The following is a 20,032-nucleotide window of genomic DNA, read 5'->3' on the forward strand; positions in this document are numbered from 1 at the left end:
AAAGGAGAGCAAAACCATGCCTACTACCCGGCGCTTAAACAAAAGTAGATTAGCAACCCTTATAACATCGGCTGTGCTTGGGTTAGGCTTGCTGGTTGGATGCAGTGAACAGCCGTCAGTCGGCCCAAATACCGCCCACGAAACCCAATCCACCAGTAATGACAATGCCAATATTAAACAAGATGAAGCTGTGTTTGCGGTACCCGATATGAATTGCCCTACCTGCCCAATCGCTGTGCGGCGTGCATTGAATAATGTTGATGGCGTTCTCCAGGCAGAGGCAAGCCTCGATACCAAGCAAGCACTAGTGGTATTCGACCTATCACTGACTACGACCGACGCTCTGATAGCCGCAATTGAGAATGCCGGATTCAGCGCTTACCTGAAGGAAGATAATCATGAATGATAACGATAAGAGCCAAAGCTACGACTCCGTTACCCCATCCGCTACAGAAGACAGGTTGCACATCGCGATCATCGGTAGTGGAAGCGGTGCATTCGCTGCCGCAATCCGTGCAACCGAAGAGGGCGCTCGCGTTACCATGATCGAGGCCAGTGAGGTAATCGGCGGCACCTGCGTGAATGTTGGCTGCGTGCCGTCAAAGATTCAAATCCGAGCTGCTCAGCTGGCTGAGTATCAACGTCGCAGTCCCTTTCAAGGGCTGTCAAACCAAGAGCCCAGGATTGATCGCAAGAGCATTGCTGCTCAACAACACGCTCTCGTTGCCGAACTCCGACAGGCCAAATACCAGCATGTCCTCGATGAGGATTCGGCTATTACATTGCTCCACGGTCGTGCCCAGTTTGACGAAACGGGCGCCATTGTTGTTAGTTTGAGCGACGGTAGTAACAAGCTACTGGTTGCCGATCGTGTTTTGATTGCTACCGGCGCCTCGCCAATGATTCCGCCGATTCCAGGCCTCAATGAGACACCATACTGGACCTCCAATGAGGCTGTATTTAGCGAGGACACGCCAGACCATTTGATAATTATTGGCGCTTCAGTTGTAGCCCTTGAGCAAGCCCAGGCATTCCGGCGCCTAGGGTCAAAGGTTACCATTCTGGCGCGAAGTACTCTGCTGTCCAGTGCAGACCCCGCACTGGGCGAAGGGCTCACCGACGCATTCCGAGCCGAGGGCATTACTGTACACGAGCATACCCAAGCCCGCTCGATTCACTTTGAATCGGAGCAGTTCATCCTCCAAACCAACGCAGGGCGGTTAACTGGCGACCGACTACTGATCGCTACAGGACGAACACCGAATACCGCTCGGCTGGGACTTGCGCGGGTAGATGTTAAAACTGACGAGCACGGTGCCATCGTTGTAAACGAACAGCTGCGCACATCGAACCAGAATATCTATGCCACTGGCGACTGCACCGACCTGCCCCAATTCGTCTACGTGGCCGCCGCTGGCGGAACCCGAGCTGCCATAAACATGACCGGCGGTCAAGCCATGCTGGATCTTACTGCTATGCCAGCAGTTATCTTTACCGAACCGCAAGTAGCCACAGTCGGTCTAGACGAAAACCAGGCCCGAGCGAAGAGTATTGAGGTTGAAAGCAGAACACTTGGCCTGGAGCACGTGCCAAGAGCCCTAGCCAATTTCGAAACCCGGGGGTTCGTTAAGTTGGTAGCTGAAGCTGGCAGTCATCGCCTGCTTGGTGTTCAAATCCTAGCGCCCGAAGCCGGAGAAGTTATTCAGACAGCAGCTCTGGCCATACATCAACAGATGACTGTAGAGTCCCTTGGCGAACTTCTCTTTCCTTACCTCAATCATGTAGAAGCACTCAAACTTTGCGCCCAGACCTTTTCAAAGGATGTTGCTAAACTTTCTTGCTGCGCTGGCTGAGTGCTTATCAATATTGTATGAAGCGAATACCTAGTTCAGCAAAATTATATAGAAGTACTTGGATTCAGAGCGCCCCCCTAAGCCTATGTCTTTAGGTGGTCGAGCAGTTGCCTGGAGGGGACTCCTACTTTAGCTCAATATAGCAATAGACTTTCACCATTGATGCAAAGAGGTGCATATGGTCAACAAGTTAAGCAAGTATGGTGTAACAACGCCTGTTGTGCGCCCTTACATTAAGGCGACCAAAGAGCTCAATCTAGAAACTCCAGAGGGTCGTAAACTTGTTTTGTCCGAGGCTAAAAATCAGCTGCGTATCCATCAGAAGACGTTTGAACGCCTGGCATCAATGTAAAACAATAACTTGACGTATTAGGGGTCCCTGCAGATACTTGAGTTATGGTGTTTGGCTTGAAGCCATTCTCCTGTATACTTACTGATGTACTTTGCCATTCGGCGCCAGAGGTCATTGAGCTATGATTAGTCAATTAAAGTTAAACGACAGTCAAATTTTCGAGAAGCGTCTTCTTGAGAAGGAAAAGCTGCGTCTGGCCCAATACCAAGCAGCGCTAAGTGCACCAAGCAATTCACAGCCGAATAGAAACCGAGTTCGCAGAGCTAGCTTTGGTTTCCGATAGTACTCAGTTAGACCCCTTCTCAACGCTCGCCGAAGCCCACAAACTTCTTTCACAGTTACCTCAGGAGCTTGCTGATCGTATCGTCTTGATTGGTGGACAAGCGCTTCTGCTCTGGGCTGAATATTACTTAATTGATCAAGCAACAGGATTGCAGTACGAACTGCTAGCAAGCGACGACCTTGACTTTATGGGTAGACGACCGGAAGTCATCGACTGTGCGCACGCGTGGCATGCTGAACATCGACTCCCCTCACCTGATGACAACGCACCTCAGTCGGGCATTGTTGTTTTGAACAATTCTGGACTGTTCCACACCATCGATTTTTTGACCAGTGTTTATGGCATCGACGATCACGAGGTGTATAAGTATTCAGATTTGATGGTATTTGGTGAAAACCAAATTAAGGTCCTTTCCCCGCCGTTATGTTTGAAAAGTAGAATTGCAAACTTATCAGGCTTGCATTACGCGGAGCCACTTCAACAACGTGAAGTTGTGCGTATCACCGCAGCCATAGAAGCAACAAAGTTGTACCTCATAGATATCTGCAATAGTGGGCAAAAACGCCCTCTTAGCAAAGCTGTAAAATATTTAATGCGCTATGTTTTACTCAGCCGAGCAGGAGTCGCTATTTCTGCTGCTTATGATCTCGATCTATCAGCGGCATTCCCGCTTTCAGTCATCAGGTCAATACATCCACCTATTGTTGACGAATACCTTAGCCGATGGCTTGAGGCTTACCATACTCGGGTCGCGCGACGACCAACTTAAATATAACCTTCCTAGATATCTGATATTTGGATTCGTTTATCCGCTATATTTGCCACACTCATGAGCTCGCGAACAATAGCAATCACCCACTCAGGCGTATTTGGTCCTATCCAAACTTCATGAATAAGGGTATCAAGATCGACATCAAAAGATATACCGGCAAGGCCAACTTCCGCCTCATCAGCACTGCTAGCGAAATCTTCAAACTTATTAATTTGCTTAACCACCGTATTACAGTGATAGGCCATTGCCCTGATTTCTTTATCGCCAGAGTACTGAGTACGTTTCCAGAATGCTGGAGAAAATGCGTTCTCTGGTATTTCAAACATCACTCGAAAAATCCACATATTTCACCCTTTTTATTTGCAACACATTAGGCGGTGCGCTTAATGAGGCTCGTAAGCTACCCACTGATGAGACAATAGCAATAGCTGTCTCAGCTCCGCCATAACGACTCCAATGCATTTCGGAGTCAAAGTCTCCACTCGTCCAGCAATTTATAAAAAGGTTACGAAGTGTTGATAACAACCCATGAGCTCTAAGCCGCTCGTATGTAATACTTGAGCCTGTTTCAAGCTCCTTCTCAAACATATTTTGCAGTTTGCTCGGGTACTGACCTGCAAACCGGTCCTGAAGGCGCGTCAGCTTTGGAAAAAAAAGCTTCCGCTCTGCTGGTATCACCCAATCAACACGACCATTACTATGTCGTTTTATTTCATCCCAACGTGCGCCAGCGGCCTCTGCCGGTCTTGTCATCGTGTGTAGCTGCCAACGTATCAACCACTTTGTAGTTAACGCCAAGCTGGCATCTTGCAAGCGCTCTAGGAACTCAGGCAACTCATGAGGCTCCAATGTCGGCATATTGCGTTTTTCTGGGCTTTTAAACGCAGCTTTAACTCCGGCCGACGGGTTAGTATGGATAATGCCAGTGTTAACCGCATACACCATCACCTTATTGATCCGCTGATTAACACGTTTAACAGTCTCGAATCGGCCACTGGCCTCTACTGGACGCATCACATCAATTAGCTTAGGTGCTGTGATTTCCCCAATAGGGGTTTTACCTAGCTTTGACAAGACCTGCAGAAGTAAAGACCGCTAAACGTCTTCTGTGTAATCTGGCGTGAGTGTGGTCTTATTAACTTCAAACCACAAACCAGCAACATGCTCTTTCGTCGAGCGCGCGTAAGCGAAGCTGTAGACCATTACCATCCGTTATCAATCTGTTTTTGGCTTATCAGTATCATAATCTTAAGGCTTGGCGGTTTTAACAGCTGTATCAGTATGGCGCTTCACTGCTTTAGTCATACCCTTTTCCCTGTTTATGTATTCCTAGAACTTATCTAGCACTATAGGAATACAAAAACTCTCGGCTTAAGTGGGTTTTCTCGGAATAAAATCGTTCAAAAAAATAGCCTGAAATAGCGCTAAATACCTGATTCTAGAAATAAAAAAGGACGCCCTGGGGCGTCCTTTTTTATCTACGTGGTGGAGCTGGCGTCAACCAACCAACGAACCTAACCGATTGATTCAATTAGATATGCTATAGGCTAGTTGGAATTGATACCCCCATATATACCCCACTTATGTTACTACCTTGATTTTTAAGCGATAATTTAAAAATTGAGTCTTTCGTGTAAATAATAGGGTAAAAGCTGAAATCAGCTGCATTAATATTTCATTAAAGCAAGATGGAGAAGAATATGAAATTTGAAGATAACCCAACACAACAACAGATTGATAACACGTTCAAGAAAACACAAAAAGAAGGCAATCAAGAAGGCAGCACTATTGAGGCATACTCATTAGACAATGGCTTCCAAGAGCTACGCATATATAACATGGATAAGTCTGACAAGAAAAACTACTACCGTACTCTTCCAGACAAAATTTGGAAGCTCGAGCAATTGTTTATACCCCACAATACTGGGGTATAAACAAGCGCAAACAGCTAACATTTTCTCGTGCGATACCCCTGTTCAGCTTCCATAATGGGAGCTGAACTCGCATCGAAAGCTAGGAACAGGCAATGCACATTTTACTCATGCTCGCGCTCGTTATCGGGGGGTTGGCACTTTTTAACTTCAGCTCAGTACTAGGGGTGCTTGTCGTTGGATTGGGGCTATGCTGCTTTCTACTAGGAAGTGAGCGATGGAGAGAGGAACAAACCGCCCTATTCTTCATGGTCGGTCTGATAGGTGCTGCTGCCATCCTTGGCATTGGTTTCATCCGTTGGCTGCTGTCCCTTTAATTACCAGTCCTCAAGGTTCAAGGTTAAATAAGCATTCTGGTAAATTTGATTGCGCCGTAGCTGCAGCTGGTCAAGTCGTTCACGCTTCTGCTTGCGAGACAGGCTAGGGTCACGCTGTACTACCCGCATCTGCGAGTTTAAGTCACTCACTTGTCGTTGGATACGTTCTAGCTGACGACGTGATGATAGTTCGTTTGAGCGAGTTTCAAAGAGCTTTCTTGCTCGTTCAGTATCATGCTCATCAATTGCCAACTGGTAGCTTCCGTAAGCGCCCCGCGCCGCGTTCAACGATTCGATGAACCGCTGCTGATACATCGTGTTGCGTTGCGTCTTCCCGCCCTGGTATATCGTTCGGACGACAGGGTAATCCGCAATCGGCGTCGACGCTTTCGTTCGACCTGTCATCAATCGAGCCAAAACATCGCTCGCGCCCAGGGTGTATGCGCCAAGCGTCCCTGTGTAACCAGTGATTAAATGCTCGACCTGCTTGGGCGATAGACCCATTAAACCAGTCAGTTGGCCTATCAATCGGGCAGTGTCACTCGTATTTTCACCATAGCGGTCGACGGCCTCACGTCTTGAGTCGGCCAAGCTTTCGATAGGTGCGCCGGTGAACATGCTTCTATTCATCATTAGCTCAACCACGGGCATAAACAATTGAGGCGTAGGGTTAAGCGCCAGCGTATTCCAAACAGCATGGCCAACCGACTCCCGTGCATCTTTACTTGTTTGATTACCAGCCGCGAAATTGAACATCCGCTCAGGGATGGTGCCGAAGATGATGCCCAATTCAAATGGCTTGGGTATTCGCCAATGTTGATCACCCATAAAGAAGTGCCAGTGCGCATCTTTGTCCCACTCAGGTAGCTCTTTATAGCGCTCATCGTCCCCGTTAAGTGCAGCTAGGGCCAGACTAAACCCAGCAACTTTAATTCCTTTAAATGCGAGGTCTTTGCTCAAAGCTTTAAATATTTGATCATTACCGTCTGCAGCTGAAGCGCGGCCAAGCTTATACAAACCTTGTATCCGAGCGTTGAAGAATGGCAGCATATCAATGAACGTCGACATCAATTGAAAGTTACCTTTCATGCTGTAGTCCATTAGGTCTTTGGCCTCGAACAACGCCTGGCGCTCAGACTTACCAGCAGCCTTGGCTCGGTTGTATACCGTCATACGGTTACTGTTTTCAAGTCGGTCACTGACTTGTCGATACTTCTCAAACGCTTTGATTAAGCCATCTTTGGTGGTTACCAGGCTACTCATATGGTTGTCGATTTGTGATTTGCTAAAACCTTTCTCACGCAGGTGCCGGCGTATTTGCTGCTGAGCTGCTTCTGGATCGGCTCCGTGAATGTAGCCACCCTGGAATGCAGCACCGCCAGCTATCAAATTCCAGTATTCCGGAGTCTGCCCCCAAGAGCTTTTAAGCCCTGTCCAAGTATCTGTTCCTAGCTTGGCGCCATCTTTGTTGACCATCCAGGCATGTGCCGCATCGCGGATAAAGTTTCGAATAATGAAGTCAGGGCTGAGTGTCACACCGGTGGTTAGAAACCGCTTGGCCGAGCGAGCCATTCTATTGAAAATAGCTTTGCTTCCAATGTCGTGAACTTGCATTAGCCCTCTGAGTAACGCGGGGTCGCTAACCAAGTAGTGAACGGGTTTACCGTGCTCCATGACTCTAACTTTTTGACGGCTCGCTAACTCCTGGCGCGTGAACTCACCGCTTGCTTCGGCATCACTGGCCTTGGTCATAAACTCAGTGCCATCGAGGTTCGCCGCGACTTCACGTGCTGCATTGTTCTTAATTGCGGCGTCAATCAACGACACTTGACGTTGAATGATGTTGGTGAGCAAATCCTTGGTCGATGACTTGCCACCTAACAGCTCTTTAATCTGAGCACTTTGACCAACTATGCCAGTCTTCTTGGTATAAACAGAATTGACCTGAGCCATGAGGTCTGAGACCTCGCTCGTGCTGTCTTGTCGGAAAAACGGCACATACCAATCAGTGTCAAACGAGGCTATCTGCTCAGAGTTCAAGAGGCCGGCTTCGCGCGCCAGCTCCAACGTGGCCTTATTAATTTTGTTGTACTCCTGACGCACCTGCTCGAATACAGCCTCATTTCCCACTGCTTTGGCTTTCAGATTAGCGATATCCTCGGCTGTCAGGTTGTTCTCCTTGCCACGCTTTGCTAACTGCTCTGCTCGATTACCAGCCATCCAGGCAAGCCAATCGTTCAGCTTACCCTCAGGTAACATCCCAAAAGCTTCCATTAGGCCGATGGTCCCCTCCTTGGTAGATACCACTCCATTTCGCCATTCAAGTGCACCGCGGTTGAACAGAGCATGCAGCATGTCGCCAATCCCCGATGCTAAACGCGCTGACACATACCCTTGCTTGTTAGGATCAGTTATTCCAGCGGCTTCCTCCGCTTGCTTAATTCCATGTAGCCCATCAAATAGACCCTCACGAACTCGGTGCCAGAAGCCCTTGGTTTTAATTGCTGCAACTGTTTCCTTGAACTTGCTACTCAGGGTGTCATCAATAATGCCTTGCCCGATTTTTTCTTCAGCTGTTCTTGTGTCCGTTGTTTTGCTAAAAGCCAGATCTGCAGTAACTGGGTTGCCGCTGCCCTTAGCCATGGTTGCGTGCCCGACCTTGAAGCCATCAACTATCGACTCCATCATTGAACGCATTACCTCAGCGTCAGCATCGAGCTTGATAAGCCCCACGTTTGCCAGGGCGCGGCGTAACCAGTTTCTAATTGAGCTAAACCAGTGACGCATTGCACCCGCATCAGGTTGGGTTTCAACGAACTTGGCAAATAGCTCTTCAGCTTTTACGTCCTCGCTCATTCCGTCATAGTCGCGGTCGATTTCTTGCCACTGTTTCTCAAACGTCTTTTTACCTCGAGTAGACTTGAGTCGATTCAGAAAGTCTTGGTATTCAGACTCGCCTATTACATTCTGCAAGCCACCGTGGGCAATAACTTCGTGAGCAAGCGTTTGGCGTGCTTCATCAAGGTTGGTAATGTTCTCAGCAACGACATAAGCAGTATTGGTTTTTTCATCAAAAGCACCTTTTACTAAGGCGCCATCGAGGGACATTTTCCATGCCCGCTCAGCCTGCTGCTGAGTTTCGAATACCTTTACCTTGATCCCCGAGGCGCCAGCTAATTCGCTCAGTAGCGTATCGGCTAAGCTCTGAATGTCCGCTACTGCCACGCCTTTCTTAGGCGCCTTATCCGTGACGTTATTCTTACTGAAGAACTTGATACCTTTGTCGGTTTTTCGGGTTTCAATCGTGTCGAATAAATTATCAAAGGCTTCATTAATCGGTTTGAGCTCTGCCGCAGTTGGATACGGGTAGGTTCCATCATCCAGAACGTTCCATGCGCTTTCCTCCACGATGTTAGCTAGGTAATCATTGGTGGCATTTCCTTTCCCTAACTTGCTGATGATGTAAGCTTCAAATGCCCGTGCAGAGAGTTCAACGTCAGTCGACCAATATCGCTTTGAGCGCCGCGAATCTAATTCGTTGGAGCGAGCGACCATGCCGCTTTTCTTGATTGCATCGGTGACACCTTTGAATGCTTTCACCACCTCCTTACGAGTTGGATCGTTGGCATGGGAGTAAGGTCGTTGGGTAAGATAGTCACCTGGTAATCCCCGTTCACGTGAGAAGTAATTATCCAGGGCATGGAACCATTCATGCGCTAGGCTACCCGCCCCATCGCGCTTAGTTAAATTGATGACCACTCGACCTGGTTCGTAGTGTGCAGCAGCGGCACGAGAGCCACCTTTACCACGAGCTCCAAATGCAAGCGCTAGCTCGCCATTTAATGAAAGTGATTGGGGTGGTACACCAAGAGCTTCAGCCAAATCATGTAATGACTCAAATGCATTGTTCAAGTCGGCTTGCCGCTTGCCTTGCTCAACCCAGTTACCGAACTCAACACCGCGAAAGCCAAAGGCTTCACTGAACTGCTCGGCTGTAACATCACCCTCAGCTCGAACTTGGCCAACTCGGTCACTGTTTTGCTCACGGCGCGCGGATGGGGTTGCTTTTAATTGCTCAAGTTTCGTTTCTAGCTCATCACGATTATTGTTAATGCGGGCTCGGCCATCATTAATTGATTCAACATCCTCAACGCGTAGAACTTTACTGGCACCTTTCCAGCCAATGTATGTGCCTCCTGTGGAGCGGTCGCGAAAAAGGCTGAAGTTCGAACCACCTTTATTCGATTGAGCCTGGCTATCATTCTTCAGCGCTTTGATTTTCTTACGCAGTACCGCCTGCGCTTCATCCAAAGTACGAGTGATTCTGTTCCAGTCTCCCCGACCATTTCTTTCAACGATAAAGCCATTGCCAAAAGGCTTGCCGTCGACATACAAACCAGAGCTTTCTGAAATCGTAAACTCCGCAGCTTGCTTGATAACACTAGGGTCGGCTTCGGCAATAACAGGAATAGCGTTCGCAATACTGCGTAAGCCTGGCTGTTGCCGAGCGTACTCAATTAATCGTTCAGGTTTTACGGTGCCATCGAGAAGCTGAGCGGCAAGACGCCGCACTGAGTCAGCGGTCTCAGCCCAGCGACTCACCCCCCGGGTGCGAGGTTTATTTGGTATGGATTGACGTAGTGCTGCCACAGCGGCCAACACTTGGCTATCTGCGCCAGCTTCCTTGAGCTTTGCGTAATCTGGCTGTGGAAACGATTTACTAAGTGGCTGCGACTTGGTGTCTGTGGAGTCCACAGCCTCCCTAAGCCCGCTCCAGATGTCTTTGCGCGCACCACCTATTTTTTCACCAAAGTCATCAATCTGAGCACTCGACCGCGAGGCACTTTCGTTTGTCGACGTCGATGCTTCATCAGATACTAAAACGCCCTCTTGAGAGGGCGTTGGCTGAGTTTCGGTTTGAGCTTGGACCGCATCGGTATTTGGTGTAGAAGCACGCCACCCCCATCCCCCTGCAACCTCTACAGCTTCAATCGTATCACCTCGCTCATTTGCCTGACGTGCTCTCAAACTAGATAACGCAGCTCGCTCAGAAGCAAACGGGGCGCCATTTTGACGAACGGTCACATCTTCAGGCATTGATACACTATTTTCGTCACGAGCAAAAATGGTGCTACTCTGAATAATAGCCTTTGGCGCCCGCTCAAGCTCTTCACGTATAGCTTGCTCGTTTCTGCGGTCAGACATCGGCATACCTGATCTGTCCGGTAACTCTTCTCGAGTAGCGCTGACTTCAATTGAGTTTCGTTCAGATTGATTAAACGAGGGTTCACGAGAGTCCACTGCAGGTACGTTCGCTTGGTTTGATGCCCCAGGTAAAAGCTCACCCTCTCTGGGTTGACGCTGACGCTCTTCATCCAGCATGCGAATATCAGCATCAAGCTGTGAATCTTCTAAGGTCTGGTTACGAGCACGGGTATACGCAGGTTGCTCAGGATTACCGCGAACTCTATCTCTCACTTGTGCAGGAGCATCGCCATTGGCGAACCTTTGATAGGCTGGTTGCTCCAAATCCCCACGTTGGTCGCTCGGTAACCTTGCGGAAGCTGGTCTCTCTGGGCCAGTTTGTTCAGTACGTCTTAAAATTGCTGGTTGCTCAAAGCTATCTACGGATGCTGCAACCTGCCTGCTGCGCTCAATTGTTTCGCTTACTTCAATTTCATGCCGTGCTTTACTCTGAGCCATTGTATCTAACTGCTCAGCAAGACCAGGGTTTGTATCCCGAATTGCATCTGCGTCAGGATCTTTAATATTGCTGGTGTCAATCGGTGAACGTGAGGTCACTGCTGCAATCGAGCCTTGAGCAACACCGCCAAGCACACCAGACACTAGCGCGCGGTTGGTATCAATTTTATTGGGGTCTGCATTTGGGTCGATTCCCTCTAGGCTACGTGCCACACCACGCTGCAGCTCCATATCCTGAATCACCTCAGTTGGGGCGCCTAATGTTGCACCCTTACCAAAGTGGGCACCGGTGCGAACGGCTGCGCCACCAAGTCGAGCTGCTGCCCCAGCTCCCTCGCTACGCGTCAACTGATTGAGAATTCGAGAGCCGGCAGTCCGGCCAATGGTGCCGCCTATCACAGGGTCGACCACTGCAGACAGCCCATAGTTTGCAAACAAGATACGCGGGTCAGTTCTAATATCTCGTGCTATTTGCTCACGAATAGCTGCATCTGCAAGCCCAAATAATGTGTCCCCATCAAGGTCCGGGTCGATTTCCCGAAGCATATCCATCTTTTGCAAGAACGCTGGGGAGGTAAGTTTTTCGTCCTGACTTAATTGGTCGTATGCAGCCTCGGCCTCAAGAATAGTTTGGCCTGTGGCAGCTGAGCCACCGACAGAAGCATGACCAGCCATTAAACCGCCCATCCCCGCTGCTGACGTTGCTCGTTGGCTGGCACCAGCTCGTGACGCCGCTGACATTAAACCCCGTCGAACACCTGCGCCAACTACACCACCACCCGCAATACTGGTACCAAACTGCCCAATAGCACTGGCAGTATTCAACCACCAGTGAGAAAGTGGTGACTCATCGAGGTCAAACTGCAGTTCATTTTCGAACGCGGCACGGCCGCGCTCGGACATGTTATCAAGACGATTGTCTGATGCACTTTGGAAGTAATTCGTTAATCCATCAAAGCCCAAAAATCGACTTAGACCAGCAAGCTCAGATGAGGCGCCATGGGCAATCGCATTCCATGTATCGCTCAGCATACCTGGCTCACTTTGCGCAAGCTTGTCATGATCAACTAAAACGTCGTTATAGCGCGTCTTAATCTGCTGACGAAAGTCATCTTGAGTTAAGCCGTAACTGCGATGCTGATTAATGCTATTGGAGGAGTTATAAGGCGTGTTCATTTCGCATCCTTAGAAGTTACCGCGGTTACCCAAATATTCTGAACCTGGCGCCTGAGGCATGCCGCGCTCACGAAATCGCTTCCACAAGTCCGGGATGCTTGGGCGTTCAGTCGCATTCGGGATATTGAAGCGCGAGTCGCCCAGTAGCCCCTTGAGCTGTTCATTAGGGTTGTCTTGAGGCTCTTGTGCCCGTTCGGCTTCACGTGCCTGTGTTTCTCGTAGTGCTTCACTTAATTCGACTAGCTCGCGATGAGCGGCATTAGCCAGAGGCCCCGCAGCTTGGAGAACGTCGTCAGGTATAGCTTCCATCACCATCGCTCGGCGGCTTTCAATGCGTGATAACTCTTCCTGTAGTCGAGCCATTCCCTTGCCATCTGGGTCAGTCATTGGATCATAGTTTCGAATCGCTGCGCTCAGTTTAGAAACATCTTCATTAACCTGGTTTAAGTCGGTACGAGCAAAGTCGACCTGTTGCCCAAACTCAGCTCTTTGAGCATTTGCACCAGCAATTAAACCTTGTGAATGCAGCTGCATATCTCGGTCTTCTACCTGCCAATCACGAGCACGCAACGCGAACTTTTCCTGACGCTCAGCACGCCATTGCTCAAGCTGAGTGATGTGGTCCCGCTGTGCCTGTCCCTGCTCAGCTTGAAAATCTTGCCGTTGCTTGGTGTGCGCGTATTGCGCCATGTTGTTACCAGTCGCTAAAGCGATATTACCTAGTAAGCCAGCCACATTAGCCCCCTTGGCGTGCCATGTGCACGAGTTGATTAAGTGAATCAGCATCTTCAGGCATAGCCGTTCGAGCCTCATCGATGGCGCCTGAACTTTCCAGCTCATCAAGTTCTGAGCGAGCTTCATTAGGGTCTAGCGGCATACCTGCCTGCTCATGCATTTCAGCATATCGTTGAGTACCCAATGACATAACCGATTGAATTAAGTCTTCTGTCACGTCACTTTCATCCAGCAGCCCCATTTCACCAGCTATTTCAAAAACCGATTCCATGATGTCACCAATGAGTTCCAGTTTAACTTCATCACTGAGTTCAAAATGAGCTTCAACGCGAATTAGCATGAACGCTGCCGCTTCGGCTAGACCTGCTTCCATTGATTCAGCACCAGCAATCATGTCAGCCAACTTATCTGACGCTTGCGGATGTGCAGCAAAGCGCTCGACATACAGTTGAGCCTCTTCGTACTGTTGGCTTAAGTCACTGGAAGCGCCTGGTTGTTGCGGTGCTTCACTCTGTGCCGGCATAGGTTGCTGCTCTTGTGGGTTAAGTAGGCCAGCCATTAGGTGAGCCCTCCTTGTTTGCGGGATTTAATCAAGTCATCTAGTGACGTCGACTGATTCATTTGAGGAGCTTGGATGCCAGATAGCAACCCAGGCCCTTGCGAGAAGTCTTGGTGTCCGCCTTGGCCATCCATACCGTACCAGGTGCGGCGATTACGAAACTCCTCGTCGCGACGGTCCTGCCGCTTCTGTTGCTGGTTAGCGCCTACGCCCTGAAGCACACTGGCAGTAAGCATCGCGCTGCCCGGATTCGCGGTTGCAGCATTCCAAGCCTTGCCCATACCGCCAAATACATTTTGCCCGCCTTGTACTGCGGCCTGTGCGTAATTGCCTGCTTTAATGTTGCCGAAAAAGCCCATGGCTTTAGGCGCTGCTGTACTGGCAGCAGAAGAACCAGCACCAAGTAAACCGCCAGCGCCAGCACCCACTGATGAAGCACTAGTCGCTGCAGTGGCGCCCGCTGCTCCTGTTGTAGCTCCACCGCTTAGTAAACCTCCACTTGCTGATGCACCCAAACCTGAAGCACCACCACTGGCCGCCCCTACGCCCGTTGTGGATGCGGCTCCCGTGGCTCCCCCTGCGGCCCCACCCCCAAAGGCGGACGCAATGCCGGCGTTCACCGTAGAGAAGCCTCCGGCAATTGAGGTCCCCCCAATCGCCGCAGCACCCAAGCCTGCCGTCAAATAAACCGCGGCAGCAACCATGACTGGCTTGCGTATTTTCTGCCAAGTGTTTGATACTGCTTTTCGAATTTTACTAGGTACCAACTTGTCATAGACCGCACGTGCACCGGTGGCTTTCACCACTTTGTCGAATGCTCGCCCAATCTTGCTAATGCCTTTACTCATCAGGCCGCTCCTCATTAAACCGCTGAATAAAAATACCGCCCACCCGCTGCATCCCAAGATGCTCGTACATTCGTCCAGTCCGCTCGTTGGAATCCAAGCCTGAGGAAATACCCAACGTTATGTCTTTTACTCGTTGAAACGTCTGCCCCCACGTTCGAAGCCGTTTCACCAGTCCAACCGCGTAAACTCGGTAAAGCGGCCGCACGTAAAAGGCAACGTCCGTGACACTGCGTTCATCGCTAAACCAGTTATCCTCAATACCGCCAACGATGAACCCAACGACCTCCCCGCTGTGCTCAGCGACAAAAACGGCACACCGTTTTGAGTTCATAAAAAAAGCCAGATTCTTTCTGGCTTTGATTGGGTTAATGGCTGGCATGGTTGGCGATTGCTGTCGAAGCTCCTCACCAAGCTCTATCAGGCGCGATATGTCGTTCGTAGTCGCTTCTCGGATCATACTTACCTCTGAGCTTGGTTATCCCAACGATCACCTGAAATAGCACCGCCACCACTGACAACGCGCTGCTGTTGACCTCCCGTCGACGGCGGTGTGTAGCCGCCAACTGGCAATGTGTTACTGCTACCTGAATTATTACCTGAGTTGTTCGGTGTTTGCGGCGTTGAGGGTTGCGCAAAGTCTAAGCCTGGGAACGGTTCAAAAAGCGTGCTTGTAAAGTTCAATTGCTGCTGAAGCTGATTCATCACGGTATTTACCGCATTCGCTTGTTGCTCAGGCGACATTTCAGGGTTGGAGTAAATAAACCCAAGCTGCTCCATCGCTGACTGCATGATCATCGTCGATGACTGGGTATAGGCCATGCGAGCTTGATGCTCCATTTCAACACCCATGGCTTCCATTTGATTGACGAATTGCTGGTTAATCGTGTCTAGCTGATTACGTTGGTCGACGTCCATGCGCTCCAACGTCTGCTGATGTTGCTCATTATTAAGCACGCTTTGCAGCTGAGTCTGGTACTCAAGGCGGTCTAGTTCGAACCCTTGCTGATTACGCATTTGCGCTTGCTGCAGCGCAGCATTGTACTGTGCCTGGTCCAAACCATATTGCTGCATGACTGCATCACGCTCACCAGTGAGCAATGCGTTGTAAAGGGTTTGGTCCATCTGGTAGCCCTGCAGTTGTTCATTTTGCTGCAGTTGAAAGTTCTGCTGGGCGTCCTGCTGGGCAATCGGAAGTGCCTGCGCAATCGCGGCTTGTTGACCTGCCTGCACACCCATAGTTGAGTTACGCAGTCCGCGAGATGCAGCTTCTTGTGCCGCTCGCAGCTCAGCTTGTTTAATGTAAGGGCTGTCCTCAGCTAGCAAACCCTTTAGTTGCTCAGCTACAGAGGCATTATCACGAAGCTCATGCTGTTCAATATCAGGTCGGTTTACTCCCTCATAGTCGCCTTGCCCGGGTGCCGGCTGCGCAATGGCACCGGAATCCACTTCGACGTTCGTACCTGGTCTATCTGGGTAGTTCGCAGGCGTCGACGTGGTACTCATTCGCGGCTCGCTTGCACTAGTGCTCGTCGGTGACATTGAAGTGGTAGCGGTAGTCGACTGAGTTGAAGCGCCACCGCCCCCTCCACCACTTAGGTTTGCAAGCTCAGGTCGGACGACGGGGCCACCGACTTGAGGGCCACCTCTATCTCCAAGCAATCCAGTGGGCCCGTTGCTCTGAGGCGCATCAGTTACGGCTGTACTAATCGGCAGCGCATGATTAGTTGGCAAAGCATCACGATTTGCCGGCATCGTGGAGTTAACTGGCGTGATTTTCTTGTTGCCAACTTTTGGGTTAATCAAGGTTGTGGGCTGACCCACTGGCTTACTTGACTTTAAAAGGCCGTTCATGGGTTACCTCGATAGGTATTCAGAAATGAAAAAGCCCCGCACAGAGGCGAGGCATTGTGGTAAATTTATACTGATTTTTGGTTGAATTCAATTACATCATGGAGCGGATACATGGGATTCTATAAACAGTGGATTAGTCCGCTTCTTGCGGCATGCCTGCTATTCTTTGCTGGCATCATTTTTGGGATTGGAATGCCATTCGCGCTCACCACTCCGCAGGCCGACACTGTTCTTTCGGGGATGACTGCTTTCGGGACCTTGCTACTAGGAATTGTTGCCATAGCGGGTTACATGTCTTGGCGAGAGCAGCATCTGTCGATAAGAATGAGTGAGAGAGCTGAAAAATCTTTAGAAGCTCTCATTCCGGTAGAAGAACAGCTGTCTACCATTAACGCGATTATCCGACGATATGTAGACTTAAGTAAGGATTGGAACATTGACGAAGAAACAAGGTATAAAAAACTGAATGGTCGATACCTTAAACAATGTTACGATGCGGCGATTCAAATCTCGACTCAAGTCCAAGTATTTAAATCAGCTTCCCAGTTGATAGATTCACGTAAGCTCGCTGCAAAATCGAATGCACTTCAGAAGAGTTCAAGTACTTTCAAGTTAGTAAACTCAATTTTCTTAGCCCCCGAAGGACATGAGAGTTTTAAAATTGAAAGTGAAGAAGATGTGCAACTAAGTATTCTGCAGATATCAGAGGCAACTAAGTCAGTCAAAGTCGTGAGTGAAAATTTATCATCCGTGCGCGAAGAACTGAAAGCCATTGCAAACTTTAAGCACCGTGAGCACTCAAAGGATTAAAGCGGATTGCCGACATCCCCGCCCGACATATTCGCGCTAATACTTATGTTGGCACTGCGCACTGGTGACGTTGTCCCTATCTGACGAATTTCGATGCGGCCATGGACGAACCCTTGGCCGTTTATGCCTGGGCCAATAGCCTCAGCTGAAATTGTTCGACCGGACGCACCAATAGTAACCCAGTTGGTTGCCCCGTTAGTCACTATCCCACTTGATCTCGTCACTACAAACCGAACCTGAGTATTACTACTTGTCGTGTTAGAGTCGCTTCCGTCCCATCGCCCACGCACTGTAGTGGCTTGTTGATTGCTCTCAGTTGCGACGGTACCGTTGCCCAGCACTCGAATAGCTGCCCAGGGCGGTACTTGCTGGGTCCCATTACCTATGGATGAGTACGGCGAGCCTGTGAAATCACCATTCCAAGCAGCGGCTACTGATAGCTGTAAACGCACTGACACTGTATTACTTACTATTGGTGTCGTGAAGCCTCGTCTACGAAGCTCTATTGTCACTGTAAAGTTGCGTGTTGAAGAACCCACGGACGAGGATGAGAAGGACATCGTGAAACGACGGTTAGCATTAGCTCTCATCCAGCTACTTGCGCCATTCGAAACCGACACCCCACTACTTGAATTCACTGTATAGGAAAATCGAATTTCGTAATCTGCCCCCGCAGCAATATTAGATGGCGAATTACTCAGCCAGTTTACAGCACTACCACCCGACAGTGTCCCACCTGAGCTAATTCCACCGTTGGTTTGAAATTCTATATAGCCGCTAACACTTGCATTCCCTACACCAGAGGACGAGGCTGTCGCCAAGTTTGAGTAAAAGGTGCCCGATAATGTCGCTAAGTTGGCAGAGCCTTTTCGTGCAAATTTGCTATTCAAATTTGTACCGTCGGACGCTTCCCAACCGAGTTCAGCAGCAGTTCCAGTGTGAATAATACCAGTGACAGCCTTTTCATAACGGTTTGAAATATCAACTCCGTTAGCACTTTGAATACCAACATCAGGGATTTTAGTAGTAGCACGAAGTTCATAGATTTCGTCGAAGTCTTGCCCAGCTTTTGTTTCTAATCCGATTGCCATTAAATGAACACCTTAGTCAATGCTCTCCATAGCTTTCTATACCACTTCTGGTATTCATGCTGAGCCAAAGATAAGCACATAAGTGCATTGAGACCATCGTAATCCACTGTTCGATGCGCTGGCACTAACAGCTTTTTACTACCTTGCGAATCTTCATCATAAAGCGCTTCCATTCGATGAATTAAAAATGGCGCAATTTTATCGACTTCATCTGCGAGAACACCGTAACTAGTTTGACCTTTTAAAGCCCCGTACTTCCACTTAAAAACGACTGAACGCAGTGTTGCAATCTCATCAAGGCTAAGCAACTTTTCGAACTGAATATCTTTTAAAATCGGATCGGAACCACGAACAGTGGCACCAGAAACCATTCCATCAGCAATTAGGTTTCCATGAGCTCTGCATGTCTGACCAACATCAAACCGACCAAGGTTACTTCCATTAGTTGGGCGCACAGCTAAAACCAAAATTTGCCCACTACCTGTACCTAAAACATATTCTGTATCACCTCGCTTCCCAATAATCTCGGAGTAGCTACTTCCATTACCCCAACGAATTGGAATGGCGCCAGAGTATGTTTTTGTTCCTGTGTATGTTTGATCACTATCTAACGTAGCTGGCTTCGGTGTATTTACTGAATCCCAAAGTGTTCTTACCGAGTTAAATCCAGAGCCATTAGTCTCCTCATAACGATATTGTATTGAGCCAGAAGACGTTGAAATCGGGAACGCTATTTGAAAACGTCGATCGGTCGCGTAAGGTATGTTTAATCGTAGACCCGGATGAGCAAATACAGTAGCTTGGTTGCTACCAACTCGAGTGAAACTGGTGGTTACAGCTGAATTAGCTTCATCAATTATGCTCGTAACTAAAGGGGGGATTCCGCCATACCCATGCCCGCTCAAACCAGATAAACCAAACTCTGCTAAATTGCCGTTATCTTTACCTACATCGCGTTTAGCCGCATTACCTAAATCCGTTATATCGTCCGCATAAATTATAACCGCGCCTGTTTTTCCATTTACTGACACAACTTCAACACGGGTTTGCAGTCGAAGCCACGACTGGGTATCACTGTAATAAATTAGTGAGTCCCCGACTTTATATTCCTTCCCACCAACTGAACCTTCAACCTCAACTCGCCATAGCCCCGAACCAATAACTGGCGCTGTTGGATACTGCCCGGTGCTAGCATCCCAAAAGCCTAAAAACTTCAAGCCTGTGCCAATCGTTGCAACTAGCTCCTCAGCCTCAATAGCAGATGCGGCAGCATCATCGGCCCAATCGCGAGCGCTGTTCCTCGCTTCGATAGCCTCATCGCGTATGCTCGACGTGTCACTCACTGCATCATCACGAATTTGAGACGTTTGCTGTTTTAGTTGTGAGGTCTCGTTGCGTAGCTGAGCTGTTTCATTTCTAAGCTGTTCTGTTTCTGATCTGAATTGCTGACTATCGTCACGGGCTTGCTTCGCTTCCGCTATTTTCTGATCAAAGTCCTCTAAACGGTAGACGGTTAAATTCCCCGCAGGACTGACATATAGAAAAGCATTGGACACATTCTGCTCTGCAATAACGGCATTTCCAGTAAAGTTTGCTGGGAGCTGAGGGACACGCTCTTCAATATGCTTAATAATGCTTTCGATAGCACTAGCAACACCATCAAGCTTTGCGTTCATTCCGCCTGCGCGAACAACTGTGCCAGGAATAAAAGGGTTCTCGTGTAACCACGGGATCATAGACATACGTGCTCC

At 49.1% G+C, this 20,032-nt stretch carries 16 protein-coding genes; 6 read left to right on the forward strand and 10 right to left on the reverse strand.

Going from position 1 to position 20,032, the window contains the following annotated elements; all coding sequences use genetic code 11:
* The first annotated feature begins 16 nt into the window (after positions 1-16).
* The 4 genes from CWE07_RS14730 to CWE07_RS01010 all read left to right on the forward strand — a co-directional run bounded on the left by CWE07_RS14730 (position 17) and on the right by CWE07_RS01010 (position 3,257).
* Entirely contained in the window at positions 17-406 is a 390-nt protein-coding gene (locus CWE07_RS14730; protein ID WP_111568071.1) for a heavy-metal-associated domain-containing protein, read from the forward strand.
* The gene (gene merA, locus CWE07_RS01005; RefSeq protein WP_111568072.1) at positions 399-1,853 is read left to right on the forward strand and encodes a mercury(II) reductase; all 1,455 of its coding nucleotides are present in this window, start codon (positions 399-401) and stop codon (positions 1,851-1,853) included. The genes CWE07_RS14730 and merA overlap by 8 nt, the downstream gene beginning before the upstream one ends.
* 178 nt (positions 1,854-2,031) lie before the next feature.
* Complete coding sequence (locus CWE07_RS14360) at positions 2,032-2,205, forward strand: hypothetical protein (protein ID WP_181452243.1); 174 nt, start codon at positions 2,032-2,034, stop codon at positions 2,203-2,205.
* 218 nt (positions 2,206-2,423) lie between these two features.
* Positions 2,424-3,257: a hypothetical protein gene (locus CWE07_RS01010; protein WP_111568073.1), complete on the forward strand. Its 834-nt coding sequence runs from the start codon at positions 2,424-2,426 to the stop codon at positions 3,255-3,257.
* A gap of 11 nt (positions 3,258-3,268) precedes the next feature.
* On the opposite strand, the gene CWE07_RS01015 is transcribed toward CWE07_RS01010, so the two are convergent.
* On the reverse strand, positions 3,269-3,604 hold the full coding sequence (locus CWE07_RS01015; protein WP_111568074.1) for a hypothetical protein: 336 nt from the start codon (positions 3,602-3,604) through the stop codon (positions 3,269-3,271).
* Entirely contained in the window at positions 3,579-4,334 is a 756-nt protein-coding gene (locus CWE07_RS01020) for a tyrosine-type recombinase/integrase (RefSeq protein ID WP_420836529.1), read from the reverse strand. Before CWE07_RS01020 ends, CWE07_RS01015 begins: the two co-directional genes overlap by 26 nt.
* 626 nt (positions 4,335-4,960) lie before the next feature.
* Between CWE07_RS01020 and CWE07_RS01025 the strand changes: the two genes are divergently transcribed.
* A complete protein-coding gene (locus CWE07_RS01025; RefSeq protein ID WP_126818953.1) occupies positions 4,961-5,194 on the forward strand; it encodes a hypothetical protein in 234 nt (77 codons plus the stop codon).
* Between the two features lie 314 nt (positions 5,195-5,508).
* Here the strand turns inward: CWE07_RS01025 and CWE07_RS01030 are convergent, their stop codons facing one another.
* From CWE07_RS01030 to CWE07_RS01055, 6 genes are read right to left on the reverse strand one after another with little or no spacing between them, the layout of a single operon-like run.
* The gene (locus CWE07_RS01030) at positions 5,509-12,387 is read right to left on the reverse strand and encodes an LPD38 domain-containing protein (RefSeq protein ID WP_111568078.1); all 6,879 of its coding nucleotides are present in this window, start codon (positions 12,385-12,387) and stop codon (positions 5,509-5,511) included.
* Between the two features lie 9 nt (positions 12,388-12,396).
* The gene (locus CWE07_RS01035) at positions 12,397-13,122 is read right to left on the reverse strand and encodes a hypothetical protein (RefSeq protein ID WP_111568079.1); all 726 of its coding nucleotides are present in this window, start codon (positions 13,120-13,122) and stop codon (positions 12,397-12,399) included.
* Position 13,123: 1 nt separating this feature from the next.
* Positions 13,124-13,681, reverse strand: a complete 558-nt coding sequence (locus CWE07_RS01040) for a hypothetical protein (RefSeq protein WP_111568080.1) — start codon at positions 13,679-13,681, stop codon at positions 13,124-13,126.
* Positions 13,681-14,529 carry a hypothetical protein gene (locus CWE07_RS01045; RefSeq protein ID WP_111568081.1) on the reverse strand — a complete coding sequence of 283 codons (849 nt, stop codon included), beginning with the start codon at positions 14,527-14,529 and terminating at the stop codon, positions 13,681-13,683. The genes CWE07_RS01040 and CWE07_RS01045 overlap by 1 nt, the downstream gene beginning before the upstream one ends.
* On the reverse strand, positions 14,522-14,986 hold the full coding sequence (locus CWE07_RS01050) for a GNAT family N-acetyltransferase (RefSeq protein WP_111568082.1): 465 nt from the start codon (positions 14,984-14,986) through the stop codon (positions 14,522-14,524). The genes CWE07_RS01045 and CWE07_RS01050 overlap by 8 nt, the downstream gene beginning before the upstream one ends.
* Before the next feature lie 2 nt (positions 14,987-14,988).
* Positions 14,989-16,032 (reverse strand): hypothetical protein, encoded by a 1,044-nt coding sequence (locus tag CWE07_RS01055; protein WP_126818954.1) that lies wholly within the window; start codon positions 16,030-16,032, stop codon positions 14,989-14,991.
* A gap of 459 nt (positions 16,033-16,491) precedes the next feature.
* Between CWE07_RS01055 and CWE07_RS01060 the strand changes: the two genes are divergently transcribed.
* Positions 16,492-17,190: a hypothetical protein gene (locus CWE07_RS01060; RefSeq protein WP_111568084.1), complete on the forward strand. Its 699-nt coding sequence runs from the start codon at positions 16,492-16,494 to the stop codon at positions 17,188-17,190.
* Here the strand turns inward: CWE07_RS01060 and CWE07_RS01065 are convergent.
* Positions 17,187-18,281, reverse strand: coding sequence for a hypothetical protein (locus CWE07_RS01065; RefSeq protein WP_111568085.1), 1,095 nt, complete (start codon positions 18,279-18,281; stop codon positions 17,187-17,189). The two genes, CWE07_RS01060 and CWE07_RS01065, sit on opposite strands and share 4 nt — an antisense overlap.
* Entirely contained in the window at positions 18,281-20,023 is a 1,743-nt protein-coding gene (locus CWE07_RS01070; protein WP_111568086.1) for a hypothetical protein, read from the reverse strand. Before CWE07_RS01070 ends, CWE07_RS01065 begins: the two co-directional genes overlap by 1 nt.
* Between the last annotated feature and the right edge of the window lie 9 nt (positions 20,024-20,032).

It is taken from the genome of Aliidiomarina maris, from assembly GCF_003987335.1.
Lineage (GTDB): Bacteria > Pseudomonadota > Gammaproteobacteria > Enterobacterales > Alteromonadaceae > Aliidiomarina > Aliidiomarina maris.